The organism is Saccharopolyspora mangrovi, from assembly GCF_035320975.1.
GTDB lineage: Bacteria > Actinomycetota > Actinomycetes > Mycobacteriales > Pseudonocardiaceae > Saccharopolyspora > Saccharopolyspora mangrovi.
The window spans coordinates 229,464-248,887 of sequence record NZ_JAWLNX010000006.1; the positions used below are offsets into that span (position 1 = coordinate 229,464).

At 68.9% G+C, this 19,424-nt stretch carries 18 protein-coding genes; 13 read left to right on the forward strand and 5 right to left on the reverse strand.

The annotated features are described in order from the left end of the window. Positions 1 to 36: 36 nt before the first annotated feature. The 7 genes from R4I43_RS11305 to R4I43_RS11335 all read left to right on the forward strand — a co-directional run bounded on the left by R4I43_RS11305 (position 37) and on the right by R4I43_RS11335 (position 7,526). Positions 37 to 813 (forward strand): MBL fold metallo-hydrolase, encoded by a 777-nt coding sequence (locus R4I43_RS11305; protein WP_324265528.1) that lies wholly within the window; start codon positions 37 to 39, stop codon positions 811 to 813. Positions 814 to 933: 120 nt separating this feature from the next. Then, positions 934 to 1,494, forward strand: a complete 561-nt coding sequence (locus tag R4I43_RS11310) for a YbaB/EbfC family nucleoid-associated protein (protein WP_324265529.1) — start codon at positions 934 to 936, stop codon at positions 1,492 to 1,494. Next, positions 1,491 to 1,820, forward strand: a complete 330-nt coding sequence (locus R4I43_RS11315) for a WXG100 family type VII secretion target (RefSeq protein WP_324265530.1) — start codon at positions 1,491 to 1,493, stop codon at positions 1,818 to 1,820. The genes R4I43_RS11310 and R4I43_RS11315 overlap by 4 nt, the downstream gene beginning before the upstream one ends. Positions 1,821 to 1,834: 14 nt before the next feature. Then, positions 1,835 to 5,959, forward strand: a complete 4,125-nt coding sequence (locus R4I43_RS11320) for a WXG100-like domain-containing protein (RefSeq protein ID WP_324265531.1) — start codon at positions 1,835 to 1,837, stop codon at positions 5,957 to 5,959. After that, entirely contained in the window at positions 5,956 to 6,816 is an 861-nt protein-coding gene (locus tag R4I43_RS11325; RefSeq protein ID WP_324265532.1) for an immunity 49 family protein, read from the forward strand. The genes R4I43_RS11320 and R4I43_RS11325 overlap by 4 nt, the downstream gene beginning before the upstream one ends. 174 nt (positions 6,817 to 6,990) lie before the next feature. After that, positions 6,991 to 7,182 (forward strand): hypothetical protein, encoded by a 192-nt coding sequence (locus R4I43_RS11330; protein ID WP_324265533.1) that lies wholly within the window; start codon positions 6,991 to 6,993, stop codon positions 7,180 to 7,182. A 5-nt stretch (positions 7,183 to 7,187) separates the two neighbouring features. Next, complete coding sequence (locus tag R4I43_RS11335) at positions 7,188 to 7,526, forward strand: toxin-antitoxin system YwqK family antitoxin (RefSeq protein WP_324265534.1); 339 nt, start codon at positions 7,188 to 7,190, stop codon at positions 7,524 to 7,526. Positions 7,527 to 7,638: 112 nt separating this feature from the next. Here the strand turns inward: R4I43_RS11335 and R4I43_RS11340 are convergent, their stop codons facing one another. Then, positions 7,639 to 8,298: an endonuclease V gene (locus R4I43_RS11340; protein WP_407691230.1), complete on the reverse strand. Its 660-nt coding sequence runs from the start codon at positions 8,296 to 8,298 to the stop codon at positions 7,639 to 7,641. Positions 8,299 to 8,403: 105 nt separating this feature from the next. Continuing rightward, entirely contained in the window at positions 8,404 to 9,021 is a 618-nt protein-coding gene (locus R4I43_RS11345) for a mycothiol-dependent nitroreductase Rv2466c family protein (RefSeq protein WP_324265536.1), read from the reverse strand. A 218-nt stretch (positions 9,022 to 9,239) separates the two neighbouring features. On the opposite strand from R4I43_RS11345, the gene pepN reads away from it, so the two are divergent. Further along, positions 9,240 to 11,813 carry an aminopeptidase N gene (gene pepN / locus R4I43_RS11350; RefSeq protein ID WP_324265537.1) on the forward strand — a complete coding sequence of 858 codons (2,574 nt, stop codon included), beginning with the start codon at positions 9,240 to 9,242 and terminating at the stop codon, positions 11,811 to 11,813. A gap of 54 nt (positions 11,814 to 11,867) precedes the next feature. Here pepN and R4I43_RS11355 read toward each other — a convergent pair whose 3' ends face one another. Both R4I43_RS11355 and ctaJ read right to left on the reverse strand, forming a co-directional pair. Then, positions 11,868 to 12,368, reverse strand: coding sequence for a DUF5130 family protein (locus R4I43_RS11355; RefSeq protein WP_324265538.1), 501 nt, complete (start codon positions 12,366 to 12,368; stop codon positions 11,868 to 11,870). After that, on the reverse strand, positions 12,355 to 12,612 hold the full coding sequence (gene ctaJ, locus R4I43_RS11360; RefSeq protein ID WP_324265539.1) for an aa3-type cytochrome oxidase subunit CtaJ: 258 nt from the start codon (positions 12,610 to 12,612) through the stop codon (positions 12,355 to 12,357). The genes R4I43_RS11355 and ctaJ overlap by 14 nt, the downstream gene beginning before the upstream one ends. Positions 12,613 to 13,020: 408 nt before the next feature. On the opposite strand from ctaJ, the gene R4I43_RS11365 reads away from it, so the two are divergent. After that, positions 13,021 to 13,329 carry a hypothetical protein gene (locus R4I43_RS11365; protein WP_324265540.1) on the forward strand — a complete coding sequence of 103 codons (309 nt, stop codon included), beginning with the start codon at positions 13,021 to 13,023 and terminating at the stop codon, positions 13,327 to 13,329. Between the two features lie 32 nt (positions 13,330 to 13,361). On the opposite strand, the gene R4I43_RS11370 is transcribed toward R4I43_RS11365, so the two are convergent. Then, positions 13,362 to 14,006: an HNH endonuclease gene (locus R4I43_RS11370; RefSeq protein WP_324265541.1), complete on the reverse strand. Its 645-nt coding sequence runs from the start codon at positions 14,004 to 14,006 to the stop codon at positions 13,362 to 13,364. 280 nt (positions 14,007 to 14,286) lie between these two features. Between R4I43_RS11370 and R4I43_RS11375 the strand changes: the two genes are divergently transcribed. The 4 genes from R4I43_RS11375 (at position 14,287) to R4I43_RS11390 (ending at position 19,347) form a co-directional block, all read left to right on the forward strand. Next, the gene (locus R4I43_RS11375; protein ID WP_324265542.1) at positions 14,287 to 16,395 is read left to right on the forward strand and encodes a prolyl oligopeptidase family serine peptidase; all 2,109 of its coding nucleotides are present in this window, start codon (positions 14,287 to 14,289) and stop codon (positions 16,393 to 16,395) included. Between the two features lie 135 nt (positions 16,396 to 16,530). Next, positions 16,531 to 17,514, forward strand: a complete 984-nt coding sequence (locus R4I43_RS11380) for a mechanosensitive ion channel family protein (RefSeq protein ID WP_324265543.1) — start codon at positions 16,531 to 16,533, stop codon at positions 17,512 to 17,514. Positions 17,515 to 17,869: 355 nt separating this feature from the next. Then, positions 17,870 to 18,253 (forward strand): globin, encoded by a 384-nt coding sequence (locus tag R4I43_RS11385; protein WP_324265544.1) that lies wholly within the window; start codon positions 17,870 to 17,872, stop codon positions 18,251 to 18,253. Next, positions 18,244 to 19,347, forward strand: a complete 1,104-nt coding sequence (locus R4I43_RS11390) for an alpha-amylase family glycosyl hydrolase (protein WP_324265545.1) — start codon at positions 18,244 to 18,246, stop codon at positions 19,345 to 19,347. Before R4I43_RS11385 ends, R4I43_RS11390 begins: the two co-directional genes overlap by 10 nt. Positions 19,348 to 19,424 lie beyond the last annotated feature (77 nt).

Here is a 19,424-nt window from a genome sequence, read left to right on the forward strand (position 1 = left end):
CCAGAGACCACCTCGCGCCCGCATTACGCTTCACCCGTGAGCAACGCGTGGATCGAGGTGGCGCAGCGGGTTTTCGCCCGCCGCCACACCGAGCTCGACCTCACCACGGGCCTGGTCGTCGGCGAGGAGTCCGCGCTGGTGATCGACACCCGCGGCGACCACCGGCAAGGCGCCGAGCTGGCGGAAGCGGTCCGCTCGATCACCCGGCTACCCCTGCAGATCGCGCTCACCCACGGCCACTTCGACCACTGCTTCGGCACCTCCGCGTTCCTCCCGGCACCGGTCCGCGCGCACGCCCGATGCCCGGATTTCCTCGCCCGCGCTGCCGTTGACCAGCGACAACACTGGGTCGAGCACTACCGCGCGCAGGGCGATCCCGACACGGCCGACGCCCTGGCGGCCTCGTCCCCGGCGCCACCGGACCACCTCGTCACCGACACCGCCTCCCTGGACCTCGGCGACCGTCCGGTGCGACTGCACCACTTCGGTCCCGGGCACACCGACCACGACCTGGTGGTCGAGATCCCCGACACCGCAGTCGTCTTCGCCGGCGACCTCGTCGAACAAGGCGCTCCCCCGGACTTCGAAGACGCCCACCCCCTGCACTGGCCGTCCGCAGTGGACGCCCTGCTCGCCCTGGGCCCCACCACCGTCGTCCCCGGCCACGGCTCCCCGGTCACCCCGGACTTCGCTCGGGGCCAATCGGCGGAGCTGGCAGAGCTCGCCGACATCTGCCGCGGACTGATATCACCCGAAAAATCGCCCTTCCCGGCTGAAACCACCCGGACAGCGCTAGACCGTCCAGTCCAGTGAAATGCATCGTTCAGCCGCATTGTGCTACGTGATGGCACCGACTCGAACGAGCACACGTCAAACTGATCGAAGCCGTGAAAGCCGCACTGCACGAACCGTTGAGCCGGGGGAAGGCTGGACATGTCTGGACGGGACTTCGACGCGTCGAGCGACGAGAAGGTGGCGCGGAACGCCGCGTTGCGGAACCAGATCGACGACATGCTCGACGACCTGCGCAAGCGCACCGCGGACATCCAGGAGAAGCGGGAAACCGCCGCGCAGCAGACCTTCGAGGTCACCTCCGACGACGGCATGGTCAGCGTGCGGGTCGACGCGACCGGGACCGTGCAGGAAGTCCGCCTATCGGACAAGGCGTTCGAGCGCACCAACCCGGAGAAGCTGGCGCGGGCGATCACCAGCGTGATCCGCGAGGCGTCCGGGACCGCGCAGCGGCAGTTGCAGTCGGAGTTCGCGCCGATGGCCGACACCTCCAACGTGCCCGAGATCCCCGGCATGCCCTCGCTGCAGGGCCTGCTCAACAGCGGCCCGTTCATCACACCGCCCGATCCGGCCGCCGAGCGCGCGCAGCGCCGCAGCGAGGAGTCCACACCGGGCCGGGCCGCGTCAGCTCCGCAGGTGCAGGCCGCACCCGACGACTGGGACGACGACTGGGAGAGCAACCGCCGAGGGGGCCGCCGATGAGCGGGAAGATGCGGATGCAGCCCGAGGAGATCCGCTCGGGCGGCAAGAAGATCGGCAACGCCGGGGACGACCTCGACCAGGTCCTGAACACCCTCAAGTCCAGTTTGGACGGCGAGGGCGAGTGCTGGGGGAACGACGAGGCCGGTCAGAAGTTCGGCGGCGACTACACCAAGGGCCGCGACAGCGTGCTGGACAGCCTGAAGAAGGTCGTCAAAGCGCTCGGTGACATCGACGACAACCTCAAGGCCACCGCCGACGACACCGAATCCGGGGACAAGCAGGGCGCGGGCGGCATCGGCCAGGCCGGCTCGGACATGCCTCGGTAGGGAGTTGACTTCACGTGAGCATCGAGATGCCCGACGAGGTCAAGTGGCTGCTGCCGATCGTCGTCGGACAGTCCTGGCCGGAGGGTGATGAGGACGCCATGCGTCGGATGGCCGACGCGTGGCGCACGGCCGCCGACGGCATCGAAGGCGTCCGGAGCTCCGCCAACGGTGGGGCGCAGCAGGTCAAGTCCGCGATGGAGGGCAAGACCGGCGAGGCGTTCACCAAGCTGTGGAAGGACATCGGCGACGGCGGCGAAGCCGCGTTGCCGAAGCTCAAGGAGGCCTGCGAGAAGCTCGCCAAGTCCTGCGACGACGCCGCGCTGGACGTCGAGCACACCAAGCTGACCATCATCGCGTCGCTGATCGCGCTGGCCATCCAGATCGCCGCGATGATCGCCGCCGCACCCGCCACCTTCGGCGCCTCCACGGCCGGCATCGCCGCAGCTCAGGGCATCACCCGAGCCGTGGTGCTGCAGATCTTCAAGCAGCTGGTGCTCAGCATCCTCAAGAACGTCGCCATCGAGGTCGCCACGTCGGTGGCGATCGAGTTCGCGGTGCAGGGCACGCAGGTCGCGATGGGCAACCGCGACGGCCTCGACGGTGGCAAGTTCAAGGACGCCGCGATCAGCGGAGCCATCGGCGGCGCCGTGGGCGGTGTCTTCGAAGGCGCGGGCAAGGCGTTCAGCAAGGGCGCTGGTGACGCCGTCGGCGACGCGGCCGGGGACGCCGTGGGCAACGCGGGCACCGCGGCCGGGCGCGCGGCGGGCGACGCCGCAGGTGACGCGGCTGGCGAAGCTGCGGAGAGCGCGGCGAAGTCCATCGGCAAGGAAGCCGTGAAGGAGGGCGCCCTCGGCGCCGCCGAAGGCGCGGTGGGCAGCGCGGCCGAGCAGCTGATCACCGAAGGCAAGCTCGACTGGGAGGACGTCGGCAAGGGCGCCATGTCCGGCGGGGCCACCGGTTCCGTCATGGGCGGCATCGGCGGCGCCAAGGAGCACTTCGGCGGCGACGTGAACGTGCCCGACACCGACGGGGGCTCCTCGGGCTCGAACGGGTCGTCCTCCGGCTCCGGTTCCTCGTCCTCCGACTCCAGTTCGTCGTCCGACTCCGGTTCATCCTCGTCCGGTGCGAGCTCGTCGTCGTCCGATTCGGGGACTTCCGGCTCGGATTCCGGCGGCTCGTCCTCGGGCGATTCCGGGAGCAGTTCGTCGTCGGACTCGGGTTCTTCCGACAGCCGCTCCTCAAGCTCGTCGTCGGCTGACTCGGGCGGTTCCTCGTCGGATTCGGGTTCGAGCGGATCCTCGGATTCCCGCGGCTCGTCCTCAGATTCCGGTGTCTCGACTGTGAGCTCCGGGGACTCGTCGAGCGATTCCGGTTCCTCGGGCAGCTCCTCCAGCGGTTCCAGCCCGGACAGCTCGTCGTCCGATGCTTCGAGCGCCTCGGCCCCGGGCGGGTCCGCAGCTGACGGCGGTTCCTCCACTTCGGACACCCGGGCTTCCTCCGATTCACCGTCCACCACCTCCGATGCCGGTTCTTCGAGCGCCCCATCGGGATCCGGTTCGGACAGCAGCTCGACGGGAAGTGGCTCCACCGCAGGCGATTCCAGCCGCGCCGACTCGTCGGGCTCGGGCGCTTCGACCCAGTCCTCCGGCGGCGACGGTGGTGGTTCCCCGCGTTCCTCCGACTCGGGCGACAGCGGCTCGCGCGAGTCCTCCGGTGGCGGAGGCACGTCGGGCGCAGGCATGGCGCACGCGGGCGGCGGAGGAACGTCGAGCTCGCATTCGGGCGGGTCCGGCAACGGCTCGTTCAGCGGTACGCTGCCCAGCGACTCGGATCGCTCGCCGAACACCCCGGCCAGCACGTCGGCGGCCAACGTCGACGCCCCGGCGGTCCCCGCGGCCTCGGCGACCCCTGGAGCACCGGCTCCGGCTGCACCGCGCGCCGACCAGCCCGCCTCGGGTGGAGCGATGGGCGGCGGCATGGCCGGTGCACCTGGGGCGCCCGGCGGAGGTGGTTCGACGCCTTCCGCAGGTGGCGGTCGCCCCGGCGGCAGCGGCGGCTGGACCGGCACCGCGGGTTCGCCGGGCGCTGCGGCCCGCCCAGCAGGCGGCGACGCGGGTCCGCGCCCGGACAGCACCCGGCCCGGCGCCGCATCCCGAGGCCCGGCCACGCCGGACGCCCCGTCCCGCCCGACCGCCAGGCCGGATGGCGGAGTCCCGCAGCAGCGCTCGCAGGGCCCGAGCACCACTCCCCCACGCCCGGATCAGCCGACTCGACCCGAGTCCTCGACGCCGCGTCCGGCCGGTCCCGCTCAGCGGCCTGAAGCCACGACGCCACGCCCCGACGGGCCTGGTCAGCGGCCGGACGGCGCTCAACGCCCCGACAGCTCCGAGGCGAACGGGTCCCGCCACGACGACACGCCCCACTCTCGGGACGACACCAGGCAGGACGGCGCGGACCACCACGACCGGCCGCAGGACGCCGAACCGGGCACGCCGGAGCGCCAGGAGCAGATCGACAACGCCGAGTCCACCCGCCAGGAGACCCCGGCCGGCTCGTCGTTCCACGACGACCCGAACATGCGGGACCTGGCCAACCGGGTCCCGGACGACGGCGTCCACCACACCGTCGACGTCCACGCCTTACCCGACGGCCGGGTCCGAGTCGGCGACCACACCTTCTCCGCGAAGGAATTCGCCGACATGCTCCGCCGCGACCCCAACTTCGACGGCAGCAAACCCGTCCGCCTCCTCTCCTGCGACGCAGGGACAAGCGGATTGGCCCGAGACCTCTCCAACGAGCTAGGAGTCCCGGTCACCGCTCCCCGAGGCCTCGCCTGGACCGACGGCAACGGCCGGGTCTTCGCCTCCGACATGGGCCCCGACGGCCGCCCGGGCTGGCCCCCGAACGGAGGCTGGGACACCCACCACCCCGACGGCACGACGACCTCAGCCAGCAACGACGGCTTCCACCCGACCCAAGACGGCGAGGACCCGGGCCAACGCCCGGACGACGCGGAGGCGCGGGGCAAGAGCGGCGAAGGCGACTGGCGAGATCGACCGTATGAAGGCTCGGGAAGAACTCCCCGGGACAAGGTCAACGACCCTGACTACATCGACCGGCATTACTACCGGCGTGAGAGAGATGGCAGGGTCGAACTCGTCTGGCGGTCGCAGCGCGAGGACCTGGATCCGAGTGGAAATGCTCTTCCCGGACAACGCGACGAAAGCGGCGCGCTGACGCGCAAGCGCACCGACGAGTACGGTGAGCCAAAACTCGACGTCAAACTCGTTGATGGCAAACCGGTTCTGGCCGACGACCTGCCCGCCCCCGAGCCGTACTACCCGAAGGGCTCGGATTCCGCTTCGTACCCGCGCGATGTTCAGCAACGCATCGAGCAGCAGATCGAAGCGAACATGGAGCGTCACCGCCGCGAGGGCGACGATCGCCCTCTGAACCACGAAAACCGGCCCTCGATCTCGGCTGATGCCGACCAAGCACGAGCCCGATACGACCAAGCGAAGGCGGAGGCCGCGGAGTCCGGCAAAATCCACCCTGACGCGTCGAAACGCGAAATCGAGCGGACGCTGGACGACGACGTCGTTGCGGACAAGAAGTACCACGCAACGATCCGCACGAAGCTCGGGGAGGAGACCGGCGAAGCGGTCGCTGACCGCTTCAGCAGCGACTTCATTTCGCGCACATGGGGCGAGGACGCGAACACCGAGCCCGTGGAGACGAACGTCGGGTCGGCCGGCGGGCGCAGCGGCGCAGACGAATTCGACCAGATCCGAGAACCAGCCGACGGAGAGTTCCTCGTCACCGAAGCGAAGGGCCCGTACGCGTCGTACGACGATCGATGGGACATGACCGGCTCGCGTCGCGTCCAGCAAGGACATCCGGCCTATTTCGACACGGTTCTCTCCAAGCTCTTCATCTCGGATCCAGAGCTCGCCACGCGGATTTCACTCGCGCGACAGCTCGACCTCGAAGACGGACGCGTTCCTCCACGCGTTCAATACATCGGGGTCCAAGCCACTATCAGGGGTGATAGCATCGGCTACGAGGCCACTGAGTTCGATTTGGATCCTCCTCAGCTGGATCCGTTGCGGAACCAAAACAATGATGCGGGTGAGCGATGATTACCGTTGAGAATCACCCTGCGGACACGCAGGATGCGATCAAGAAACTCCCCGCACTCGCAACCGGATTCAACACGATTGCTGCCGGAATCACCAAGGCCCCCAGTCAGCTGAACACGCTCGCAGACATCTCGCTCATTCGCCTTGGGCACCAGTGCTCCGTGGATCGGAACGCCGACCTCCTGGACACGTGGAAGGTGCTCACCACGGCCGACCAGACGATCTCCGCGATCTTCACCGCAGCGACAGCCGATGAGGGCTCAGTGGACTGCCTCATCGACGGCAGTAACTACGAAGTGCCGTCAACTGGCCCTACGCACTACAGCAATGCAGATCGTTGGCAGAGCGCGCTGTGGCTGGCCATCGCCAGCCGTGATTTCAAGCGAATTCGCGAGCTGTGCGAGGTGGACGAAGCCACGCTGCGGGCGCAGTCAGATGATTTCGACGAATTCATCTACCACTGGATCAAAGCCCTGCAGGCGTACTTCCGCGACGACAACGAGAAACTGCAAGCCGAGCTGGAAGAAACCTCTCGGCTCGTCGCACCCGAACACGTTCTCAGAACACCGCCCACTTACCTGAGCAATATCTTCCACCCGCAGTTCGTCACTTTTCTGCGGCTTGGTGGCCGCGACAGCGACGGCTTCAACCGGGCACTCGCCGATTCCCTGCGCTCACATCGGGACTTCTGGACCAGTTCGGACGCCCAGGCGATGAACCCGGTCGGCCAGATCGCACTCGCACCACTGGCGTTCGCGTGCATCGCGAACGACTCCGGGATCCCGGTGGAGGTTTCGTCCGGCTACCTGCCATCCGGCTTCGTCGCCGGAGCGCGAACCACCGAGTACCAGTTCTAACCGCTCATCCAGCCGCAATACTTGAACGAAGCAGGTGAGTTGACCGAGGCCTGCATCGACTCACCTCCCGCTGCTGAGATCACACGAACGGCCCCGGATCCGTGCGATCCAGGGCCATTCGCATGCCGCCCGACGGACGTGCGCGGCGCGGCGGACCTTTCACATGGTGTACAGATGAACACCGGTAGGTACACAGCCGGCGTCCACACCGTCAAGAACAACCTCGATCCCGATTCCGAGAACCCGAACCGGCGCCACGAGGCGATGTACAACTCGGACGACAATTCGAAGCTCACCGAACAGCAGGAAATACGGACGGCGAAAAGAATCGGCGCGCCGGAGCGCGAGAGCGAGGGGTCCAGTTGATCCGCGTGAACGAGGACGAGCTCGACAGCGAGCCGTACGGCCCCGTGCTCTACGACGGCGAACGGTTCGCCGGCGACGCCGTCGATCTTCTGACTGACGGAACGATGGTCTCACTGACGACCTACGCCAACGGTCTCCAAGACGGCCCGGACAAGGAGTGGTACAACGACGGAAGCATCCGCTCCGAAGGTGAGTTCCACCAGGGCCTGCCTGTCGGAGCCCATCGCACTTGGGATTCCGACGGCAATCCCATCCGCGAGATCGAGTTCGGTGACGGTGGACGCATCGTCCGCCACCGCGGATTCGACGCGAATGGGAACGTGACCTGGGAAGACGCCGGGTGAAACGCAGATCGATCAACCTCCCTCCCGCATCTGAGCATCCCATTTCAATGAGAATCAGGAGCGGGATTTCCATTGAGATCGCGCACCCTGGAGCTGCAGGTGATGCGTGGGGTCAGGTGGACTGGCGGCCGAGGTGGTCTGCTGTTCTGGTGGTTTCCGGGAGGCGGTACTTCGGGGTGAGGCGGAGGACGAGGTCGCAGGCCGCCTGGAGGGTGCAGCGGTGGCCGACTGAGACGAAGACCGGTTTCACGCCCGTTCGGGTTCGCAGTGCTCTGCCGACCTCCTCGCCGTCCACCTCGAGCGGGGTCCAGTCGCCTCGGTGCTCGCCCGGTGGGTCGAAGCGGGTCATGGGGGTCTTGCCGACGCCGATCGACGGGAGGTCGGTCAGGAGCCCGAGGTGGCAGGCGAGACCGAAGCGGCGCGGATGGGCGACACCTTGACCGTCGCAGACCAGGACGTCCGGGGTGACCGCGAGCCGCTGCAGCGCGGTCAGCAGAGGTGGAGCTTCGCGGAAGGCGAACAGGCCTGGGACGTAAGGGAATCGGGCTCGATCGCGGACCACCGCGCTGTCCACGACCGACAGCGTCGCCACGTCCAGGACCGTCACCGCGGCGACCAGCTCGTCGGAGTCCTCCCGGTACGCGACGTCCAAGCCCGCCGCCGTGCGGATCTCGGCGGGCTCCTCCACGCGCACCAGGGGCCGAAGCCGCCGCTGGACGGCTTCGGCTTCGGCCTCCGTGGACGGCCAGGGGTGGAGATCGCGAACTGTGATCACCGGGAAATTCTAGCCGCGCAACCGTTGTCGCAGGTCAGCGCACTTGATCGGGAAAATTCTGGGAAGAGTCGGAATTTTCCCGGAGCAGTGCGCAGGCCTCGATCAGTAGTCGAACTGGGGGTCTTCGGTGCGGCTGCGCTTGAGCTCGAAGAAGCACGGGTAGCTGGCCATCGCGACCGCGCCGTCGAAGATCTTCGCGGCCTCCTCGCCCTTCGGTACCCGGGTGATCACCGGGCCGAAGAACGCCACGCCGTCGACGTGCAGCGTCGGCGTGCCCACCTCGTCACCGACCGGGTCCATGCCCGCGTGGTGGCTGGTGCGCAGCTCCTCGTCGTAGTCGGTGCTGGTCGCGGCCTCGGCGAGTTCCGCGGGCAGGCCGACCTCGGCCAACGCGCCCTCGATCGCCTCGTCGAAGTCCTTGATCCCCTGGTCGTGGATCCGCGTGCCCAGGGCCGTGTACAGCGGCGCGAGCACCTCGTCGCCGTGGTGCTTGGCCGCGGCGATGCAGACGCGCACCGGCCCCCAGCCCCGCTCCATCAGCTCGATGTACTGCTCCGGAAGGTCACGACCCTCGTTGAGCACCGACAGGCTCATCACCCGGAAGTTCAGGTCGATGTCGCGGACCTTGTCGACCTCCAGGATCCAGCGCGAGGAAACCCAGGCGAACGGGCACAGCGGGTCGAAGTAGAAGTCCACCCGTGGGCGGGCAGCGGCGGTCATCCGTGCCTCCATCAGTCGAAATCTCCAGGTGCCTGCGTGCTGGCACCGCGTCCACGAGTAGTAACCCCGGTACGGCCCATTGTCTTCCCGGACCGGCCGACACGCCGATGATCACGGTGGTGCGTGCCCGGCAGCGCGACTCCACCCGGACGTGATTTGATGCCTCCGCCGGGCATTCAACCGGCGTTGGTCCGTCCCTACGAACTACGAGGTGATCCGTGGCACCGCCGAACCTCACCCGCGAACAGGCCGAGCAGCGCGCCGCGTTGCTGGAGGTCCAGTCCTATGTGATCGAACTGGACCTCTCCGCCGGCGCGGGCGGTGTGGAAGTGGAGACCTTCGGTTCCACCACCACGGTTCGCTTCCGCAGCAACCAGGTCGGCGCCGACACCTGGATCGACCTGGTGGCCGACGAGGTGCGCAGCGCGGTGCTCAACGGTGTCGAGCTCGACGTCTCCGACTACGACGAGTCCACCGGCATCCGCCTGCCCGGCCTGGCCGCCGAGAACGAGCTCGTGGTCCGCGCCGACTGCGCCTACACCAACACCGGTGAAGGCCTGCACCGCTTCATCGACCCGGTCGACGGCGCCGTCTACCTCTACAGCCAGTTCGAGACCGCCGACGCGAAGCGGATGTTCACCTGCTTCGACCAGCCGGACCTGAAGGCGACCTACCAGATCACGGTGGACGCCCCGGCCGACTGGAAGGTCATCTCCAACGCCTCGGGTGAGATCACCGAGACCGCCCAGGGCAAGCGCCACACCTTCGACACCACCAAGCCGATGTCCACCTACCTGGTGGCGCTGGTGGCCGGCCCCTACGCGGAGTGGCGCGACGAGTTCCCCGGCGAGGACGGCCAGGACCCGATCCCGCTGGGCATCTACTGCCGCGCCTCGCTGGCCGAGCACCTCGACGCCGAGCGCCTGTTCACCGAGACCAAGCAGGGCTTCGGCTTCTACCACAAGGCCTTCGGCGTGCCCTACCCGTTCGGCAAGTACGACCAGTGCTTCGTGCCGGAGTTCAACGCGGGCGCGATGGAGAACGCCGGCTGCGTGACCTTCCTCGAGGACTACGTGTTCCGTTCGAAGGTCACCGGCTACCTCTACGAGCGCCGCTGCGAGACCGTGCTGCACGAGATGGCGCACATGTGGTTCGGCGACCTGGTCACCATGCGCTGGTGGAACGACCTGTGGCTCAACGAGTCCTTCGCGACTTGGGCCAGCGTCCTCGCGCAGGTCGGCGCCACCGAGTACGACGCGGCGTGGACGACCTTCGCCAGCGTCGAGAAGTCCTGGGCCTACCGGCAGGACCAGCTGCCCTCGACCCACCCGGTCGCCGCCGACATCCCCGACCTGCAGGCCGTGGAGGTCAACTTCGACGGCATCACCTACGCCAAGGGCGCCTCGGTGCTCAAGCAGCTGGTGGCCTACGTCGGACTGGACAACTTCCTGGCGGGCCTGCGGGTCTACTTCGACCGCCACGCGTGGAGCAACGCCACCCTCGACGACCTGCTCAAGGCGCTGGAGGAGGCCTCCGGCCGCGACCTGTCCTGGTGGAGCGCGCAGTGGCTGGAGACCACCGGTCTGAACATGCTGCGCCCGCGCTTCAGCACCGACGACGACGGCCGGTTCACCCAGTTCTCCGTGGTGCAGAACGGCGCCCGGCCCGGTGCCGGTGAGCTGCGCACGCACCGCCTGGCGATCGGCGTCTACGACGACGAGGGCGGCAAGCTGGTGCGCAAGCACCGCGTCGAGCTCGACGTGACCGGCGAGGTCACCGACGTCCCGGACCTGGTGGGCGTGCACCGCGGCAAGCTGGTGCTGGTCAACGACGACGACCTGACCTACTGCTCGCTGCGCTTCGACCCCGAGTCGCTTGCCACCCTGGTGGACCGGATCGGCGACATCGACGAGTCGCTGCCGCGCGCGCTGTGCTGGTCGACGGCGTGGGAGATGACCCGGGAGGCCGAGCTCAAGGCCCGCGACTTCGTGACCCTGGTGCTGGGCGCTTCCGCCGAGGCCGGGATCGGCGCGGAGAGCCAGATCGGCGTGGTGCAGCGGGTTCTGCTGCAGACGCAGACCGCGCTGAACTCCTACGCGGACCCGACGTGGCAGGCCGAGGGCTGGCGCCGGTTCAGCTCGCGGCTGTTCGAGCTGGCCCGCGCGGCCGAGCCGGGCTCCGACCACCAGCTGGCGTTCGTCAACTCGCTGGCCGGTTCGGTGCTCTCCGACGAGCAGGTCAGCGAGCTACGCGGATGGCTGGACGGGTCGGCGCCGCTGCCGGGCCTGACCGTCGACACCGACCTGCGCTGGGCGCTGCTGCAGGCGCTGGTCGCGCACGGCGCGGCCGGTGAAGCGGAGATCGACGCCGAGCTGGAGTCCGACCAGACCGCGACCGGCCGCCGCCGCGCCGAGCGGGCCCGCGCCCTGATCCCCACCGCGGGGTCGAAGGAGAAGGCCTGGCAGCGCGCGGTGCACGACGACCAGCTGCCGAACGCGGTCAGCGATGCGATCATCGCCGGCTTCCAGCACCCGGCCCAGCGCGAGCTGCTGGCGCCGTACGTGCAGCGGTACTTCGAGTCGATCGACGAGGTGTGGCAGCGCCGCTCCAGCGAGCGGGCTCAGCCGACGGTGATCGGGCTGTTCCCGTCCTGGGCGGTCACCGACGAGACCGTCACGGCCGCCGACGAGTGGCTGGCCGGCGAGCGCCCGGCCGCGCTGCGCCGCCTGGTCTCCGAGGGCCGCGCGGGCATCGTCCGGGCCCTCGCGGCCCGCGAGTTCGACCGCTCCTGACGCGCGAAAAAGCCGCCCCGGTCCCAGCGGGCCGGGGCGGCTTCTCGTCTGTGGTCAGTGGTGGTGGTCGGCGCTCTTGAACGAGGTCCCGGCCGCGTCGGCGAGCATCCGCACCGCGCTGACCAGGCCGTCGATGAACTCGTCCTCCTTGAAGGAGGCGACCATGCTCATCGCGGCCAGCTGGCAGCTGCGGTCCGGGATGCGGCGGTGGGCTTCCTCGCCGGTGACGATCTCGAACTTGCGCTGTCCCGGGGAGACCGCGATCAGCACGCCGTCAGGCGCTTGGGCGCCGAGGTTGGCGTGCAGCTCTTCGGCCTGCTTGCGGGTGTCCTCGCCGAGGTCGCCGAGGTAGACGGCGAACTCCAGGCCGGTGCTGCGACTGGCCACCGCCATCGCCTCGTCCAGCCGAGCCAGTTCGCTCGCGCTGAAGGGCAGCCGCGGGCGTTCGGGTTCGACGCGCCGCGCGACGGACAGGCGGCCGGTCGCCATGCGAGCCTCGCCGGTGCCGAGTTCGCCGGCGTCCGCGGACCGGTCCGCGATCTCACCAGTTGCCACGAGCGCCTCCCCGAGCCGTGACGGGTCGTGCGTCGTCCGGCACGACCTCACCTTCGCCGTCCGCCGGTACCGCGGTGTTCACGCCCTGCGGGTTGGCGGACCAGAACACCGGAGCGAAGTCCCAGTCCTCCCCCGCGCGGTAGCGCGCGCGGGACAGCTTGGGCCACATCGCGATGAGCACGATCACGCCATAAATGGCCGCTGGGATCACCGCCAGGACCAGCACACTCTCCACGACAGTCACGCCCAGTACGGTAGCCGATGACCAAGGTTTCGTGTGTGCGTCCTCGCGGGTACCTCGATCTTGGTGTGGGAAAAGGGCTGCGATCACCCGGCAATTCGCCCGAACCGATGCGTTCTCATTCCGCTTGGCCGGGTTTCGCCACCGAGCGTAATTTCCATGATCACCGCTTCGGTGCGGCGGGAATCCTCGCGCCTACCCCAGAACCCTCGCCGGCAAGTGACCCGAATCACCATCATTAACTCGTTCGGAGTAGCAATTGCGACCGAATGGAGTCGGCCCGGACGGGGGCAATTCGCGGCAGGTTGGCGGCTTGTTCCTGGCCGCCCGTGATCATAGTTTTTCACCTGTATGGGTCTTGCATATTTGATCACATGCGTTCAAAGCACCCTATGTATTCGGGAGGCACCAATGTCGATCATCGAAGCCGCCACTCAGCCGAGCGCACTCACCCTTCTGATGACCGGCCAACCGCTCGTTGATCACGGAGTGCGAATCAGCAGCCGTCACGACGGCGTGCGCATCAGCGGACTCGACGACGGCGTACGGATCAGCAGCAAGCGGGATGGTGTCCGGATCAGCGGGCGGCACGACGGGGTGCGCATCAGCGGCAAGCGGGACGGTGTCCGTATCAGTGCGAAGCGCGATGGCGTCCGGATCAGCGGGCGCAGCGACGGGGTGCGCATCAGCGGGCGCGCCCGCGGCGTGCGGATCAGCTGACCCCCATCGCCCCGAACGCGCCCGGCCAGGAGCTATGCCGCCGACTCACCCAGGTACGGCAACCACAGCGGGTCGGTCTCGTTCAGACCCGCCAGCAACCGCCAGTGGCGGCCTCGCGGAGCCTGCGGGGCCACCGGCAACCGCCAGCCCAGCTCGCTCAGCGTCTTGTCGGCCTTGCGGTGGTTGCACTTGGTGCAGCAGGCGACGCAGTTCTCCCACGTGTGCGGCCCCCCGCGACTGCGCGGCAGAACATGATCTATCGTTTCGGCTCGTGCGCCGCAGTAGACGCACCGGTGGTTGTCCCGGAGCATCAACGCGGCACGGGTCAGCGGGACCCGGCCGCGGTACGGCACGCGCACGAAGTTGCTCAACCTGATCACGGACGGGATCTCGACCTCGGCGCTCGCGGAGTGCAGGGTCATTCCGGCCGAGTCGCCGTGGACCACCTCGGCCTTGCCGCAGACGACCATCACGATGGCGCGGCGCAGCGGGAGTGCGGTGAGTGGTTCGAAGGTCGTGTTGAGCAGCAGGACCCGACGTTTGCGCCACGACGTGTGACCGGGAGGACGATCCGCCTGCGGCGGCCCGGAGCCTCGGCTCGTCGAGCACAGCGGGGCCCGCGACGCCAGGCCGGTGGCCTTCAGCGCCGGTTGTCGGGTCGGTTGTCGGTCGGGCACGCGACCACCTCCACCGGTGTCGGGCAAAGTTCAGCACAGAACCCGGCCCGAACGCACGTGTGATTCGCCACGCCACGCCGACGAGAACGATCCGCCGCGCGTTTTCGCAGGTGACCACGGTCACGAAGCGATCACCGTCGGCCTCTCGCCCTTCTCCGGCGCTTCGCCCACCATTCTCGATCACCGACCCCGGAACGACGTTGATCACCTCGGGTGAATCGGCCCCGGGAGGTCGTCCGACGCTCTCCCGCGCCGAGGGGCGGCACGTATCGTCGCGATCGTGACCGACGTTCAAGCGCACCTGAGCTATCCCGCCACCGCCCGCGAGGACATCGTGGAGACCCTGCACGGCCGCGAGGTGGCCGACCCGTACCGATGGCTGGAGGACGCCTCGTCGCCGAGCACCGAGGCGTGGTCGGCGGCTCAGAACGAGCTCGCCCGCACCTGGCTGGACGCCCTGCCGGGCCGGGAGGCGGTCGCCGAGCGACTGCACTCGCTGCTGGCCGCGGGCGCCGTGGGCGCTCCGCTGTGGCGGGCCGGGCGGGCCTTCTTCACCCGCCGCGAGCCGGGCCAGGAGTTCGGCGTGCTGCACGTGCGCGAGGCCGACGGGACCGAGCGGGTGCTGCTGGACGTCACCGAGCTCGACCCGTCTGGGCTGACGACGCTGGACAGCTGGGTGCCGAGCCTGGAGGGCGACCTGCTGGCCTACCAGATCTCGGTGGGCGGCGACGAGGAGTCGTTGCTGCACGTCATGGACGTGGCCACCGGCGAGCTGGTCGAGGGCCCGATCAACCGCTGCCGCTACTCGACGATCTCCTGGCTGCCCGGCGGGCAGGAGTTCTTCTACATCCGCCGGCTGGCACCGGAGCTGGTGCCCGAGGGCGAGGAGCAGTTCCACCGCCGCGTGTGGCGGCACCGGGTCGGCACCGACCCCGACCAGGACGTGCTGGTGCACGGCGAGGGCCTGGACCACACCTTCTACTACGGCACCCACGTCTCGCGGGACGGCCGCTGGCTGATCATCGAGGGCAGCATGGGCACCGCCCGACGCGACTCGGTGTGGATCGCCGACCTCTCCGACGGCGCCGAGGCCCCCGAGCTGCGGCAGGTCGTGGACACCACCGACGGCTACCGGGTCGCCGCGTGGGTGGAGCGCGACGGCCGGATGTACGTGATGACCACCAAGAACGCTCCGCGCTGGCGGCTGTGCGTGGCCGACCCGGCCCACCCGGAGCCGGAGAACTGGACCGAGCTGATCGCCGAGGAACCGGATTCGGTGCTCGACGCGGTCCGCTACTTCGACGGCGACGAGCCGCGGCTGGTGCTGCTGCGCACCCGGCACGCGGTCTCCGAGCTGACCTTGCACGACCCGGCCACGGGCGAGCGCACCGGTGAGATCGCGCTGCCCGGCACCGGCCAGGTCACCGCGCTGACCACGGTCGATTCGGCCACCGAGCAGCACCGCGACCGGCTGTGGATCGGCTGGACGGACTTCGCCACCCCGCCCTGCGTGCACGTCTACGACCGGAGCACCGGCGAGGTGGCGTTGGAGACCAGCGCCCCCGGGACCGCGGAGCTGCCCGAGATCCACACCCGCCAGGTCACCTACCGCTCTGCCGACGGGACCGTGGTGCGGATGTTCGTGCTGGCGCCGGTCGCCGAGCCGGACCGGCCGCGCCCGGTGTTCCTGACCGGCTACGGCGGCTTCTCGCTGTCCCGGGAGCCCGGTTACATGCCGTCGGCGCTGACCTGGGTCGCGGCCGGTGGCGTGTGGGCGCTGCCGTCGCTGCGCGGTGGCGGGGAAGAGGGCGAGGAGTGGCACGTCGCCGGGATGCGGGAGCAGAAGCAGCACACCTTCGACGACTTCCACGCCGCCGCCGAGCACTTGATCGACGAGGGCTGGACGGCCCCGGACCAGATCGCGATCTCCGGCGGTTCCAACGGCGGTCTGCTGGTGGGCGCCGCGCTGACGCAGCGTCCGGAGCTGTACCGGGCGGTGGTGTGCTCGGCTCCGCTGCTGGACATGGTGCGCTACGAGCGGTTCCTGCTGGGCCGGACCTGGAACGACGAGTACGGCACGGCCGACGACCCCGAGGAGCTCGGCTGGCTGCTGTCCTACTCGCCGTACCACAACGTGACCGAACGCACGGCCTACCCGTCCGTGCTGTTCACGGTCTTCGAGTCCGATTCGCGGGTGGATCCCAACCACGCCCGCAAGATGTGCGCGGCGCTGCAGCACGCCACTGGCTCAGACCCGGACAAAAGGCCTATTCTGATCCGCCGTGAGACCGAGGTGGGGCACGCCGCCCGCTCGGTGTCACGTACCGTGGGGCTGACGACCGACCAACTCGTCTTCCTCGCGGAAGCAACCGGTCTCGCTCTGGACTGAGCCCCGAACTCGGTTCCGGCCGACCGGTTTTCGATCGTCGTGCGCGGCGGGGCGCGCACGAAGTTCGGCCGGACGGCTCTCGACGCCTCACGGCGCACCCCGAAGATCGACAGCACGTGGAGAACCCCCGAACCCATGAACCTGCCGCTTTTATCCCAACCGCCGACGTGCGGCGAATCCGAGCTCTGGTGCCAGGCGGTGTTCGACTGGACCAAGAACGCCTGGCTGGCCTCCTACGCCGACCTGCTCATCGCCAAGCCGCTGCAGATCCTGCTGGTGCTGATCATCGCCTTCGCGGTGCGGTGGTTGGTGCACCGCACGATCAACCGGCTGACGCAGGGCAACGGCAAGCCCCCGAAGCTGCTGGCGCCGCTGCGCGAGCGCCGCGGTGACAGCCTCACGAACGAGCTGCTGTCCGAGCGCCGCAGGCAGCGCGCGAAGACGATCGGCTCGGTGCTGAAGTCGCTGACGTCGTTCCTGATCTTCGGCCTGGCGGTCATCTACGTCCTGCAGGTGCTGGGCGTGCGGATCGCCCCGGTGCTGGCCTCGGCCGGTGTGCTGGGCGTGGCCGTGGCCTTCGGTGCTCAGAACCTGGTGCGGGACTTCCTGTCCGGCATGTTCATGATGGTCGAGGACCAGTACGGCGTGGGTGACGTCGTGGACCTGGGCGAGGCCTCGGGTTCGGTCGAGGCGGTGGGCCTGCGGGTCACCACGCTGCGCGACATCAACGGCACCGTCTGGTACGTCCGCAACGGTGAGATCCTGCGGGTCGGCAACTCCTCGCAGGGCTTCGCGGTCGCGGTCGTGGACTTCCCGATCTCGCACAACTCGGACGTGCAGAAGGCCATCGAGGTCGCGGGCAAGGTTGCCGAGGAGGCCGCCGCCAAGGAACCGCTCTCGAAGGACGTCCTGGAGCCCCCGGAGATGCTGGGCGTCGACCAGATCACCTCGGACACGGTCACGCTGCGCCTCACGGTCAAGGTCCGCCCGGGCCGCCAGTGGGCCGTCCAGCGAAGGCTGCGCGTCGACGTCAAGCGCGCCTACGACGACTCGGCCATCGAACCCCCGTACCCCAACGGCCGCCCCCTACCCCCCAACACGGTCTCCACGACGAGCTGACCAGCACGATCCCCCGGCCACCAACAGTGACCGGGGGATCAACATTTGAAGAACAAGAACAAACCCAACACCGTCAGGCAAGCGACGAAGTCGCTTTCTCCGTGCCCCACCTGAGCAACTCGCACCGCCGCGGGTTCTCAGACGCCTTCTGGGGAGGACAGCCGCAGCGCCGTGTATTGGTCATACACAAGTCTCGGATCCCGGAACCAGAAGGCGTCTGAGGTTCCGCTACCCGCACCGCCAAGCAGGATGACCACGGAGTCTTGTCAGTGAACGAGACTTCCCCGGCAGCGGCAACGGACCGCACCCGCCTGACCACTGAGGCCGTAAAACCACAACCTGAGAGGATGGAAGGGTGACTTCCGTGGAGAGTTTCTACGAGCAGGTCGGCGGCGAAGCCACCTTCCACCAGATCGTGGCCCGCTTCTACGAAGAGGTGGCCAAGGACGAGCTGCTGCGCCCGCTCTACCCCGAGGAAGACCTCGGGCCGGCCGAGGAGCGGCTGCGGCTGTTCCTGATGCAGTACTGGGGCGGCCCGCACACCTACTCCGACCAGCGCGGACATCCGCGGCTGCGGATGCGGCACGCGCCGTTCAAGATCGGTCCGGCCGAGCGCGACGCCTGGTTGCGCTGCATGCAGGTGGCCGTTGACGAGGCGAGGTTGAAGCCCGAACACCGCGACCAGCTCTGGCAGTACTTGGAGATGGCCGCCAACAGCATGATCAACTCGTGGTTCTGAGCGGCGGACCCGATCTAGGAGCGAAGGACCTGGTGATGCGGCAGGGCACGCAGGATTACCCCGGTGAGCGACCGTGGTGGTTCGACGCGGTGTGCTACCAGATCGACGTCGGCGCGTTCGCCGACGCCGATGGTGACGGGGTCGGCGACCTCGACGGGATTCACGGCAGGCTCGGCTACCTGGAGCTGCTGGGCGTCGACGCGATCGTGCTGGCGGGCATCTCCGGTTCGGATCCGACCTCGCCCGCCTTGGCGAGGCTGCTGTCGGAGGCGCACGGCAACGGGTTGCGGGTGCTGCTGGCGCTGGACGTCGACCCGGCGCGCACCGACCCGGGTCCGCTGCTGCGGCCGTGGCTGGACCAGGGCATCGACGGCTTCCACTTGGCGCCGCGCAACGATCCGGCGGACGCGGTCGCCGCGGTGATGGCCGACTACCCGGACCGGATCGTGATCGGCAGCGGCACCGGGAACTGGCAGCTGCTGTTCGGCCTGGACCTGGCGGTCGCGGGGTTCTCGGCGGAGCCGGTGCGCAAGGCGATCACGACGGTGCTCGACTCCCCCGGTCCGCGGCCGGCGTGGGCGATGGCCAGCCGGGACAGCACGCGCATCCGCGATCACGCGGCGTTGACGCCGGTGCGCGCGATGGCGCTGGTGCAGCTGGCGCTGCCGGGCGCGGTGTGCCTGCGCCACGGCGAGGAGCTGGGGTTGCCGGGCACGGAGCGGATCCGGATGCCGTGGGAGGGCTTGATGCGGCCCTTCGGGTTCTCGGCGGCGCGGGCCGACTGGTCGTCGATCCCGCACGACTGGGTGCACTTCACGGTCGAGGCGCAGCTGGAGGACGAGGAGTCGACGCTGTCGCTGTACCGGCACGCGCTGGAGATGCGGGCGACGCATCCGGCGTTCGTGGGCGATGAGGTGGAGTGGTTCGGCGCTCCGGAGGACTGCTTCGCGTTCCGCAGGGTGGGCAGCAGCCTGATCTGCGCGCTGAACACGTCCGCGGAACCGGTTCCGCTGCCGCCCGGCGAGGTTCTGCTGAGCTCGCGACCGCTGGTGGCGGGCGAGTTGCCGCCGGGCAGCGCGGCCTGGCTGGTGTGAGCGGGGCCTCGCGAACGCGGGCAGGTGCGGGGGCGGCCGGAAGCGGTCGGTAGATTTCCAGTCATCGTCCCCGACCT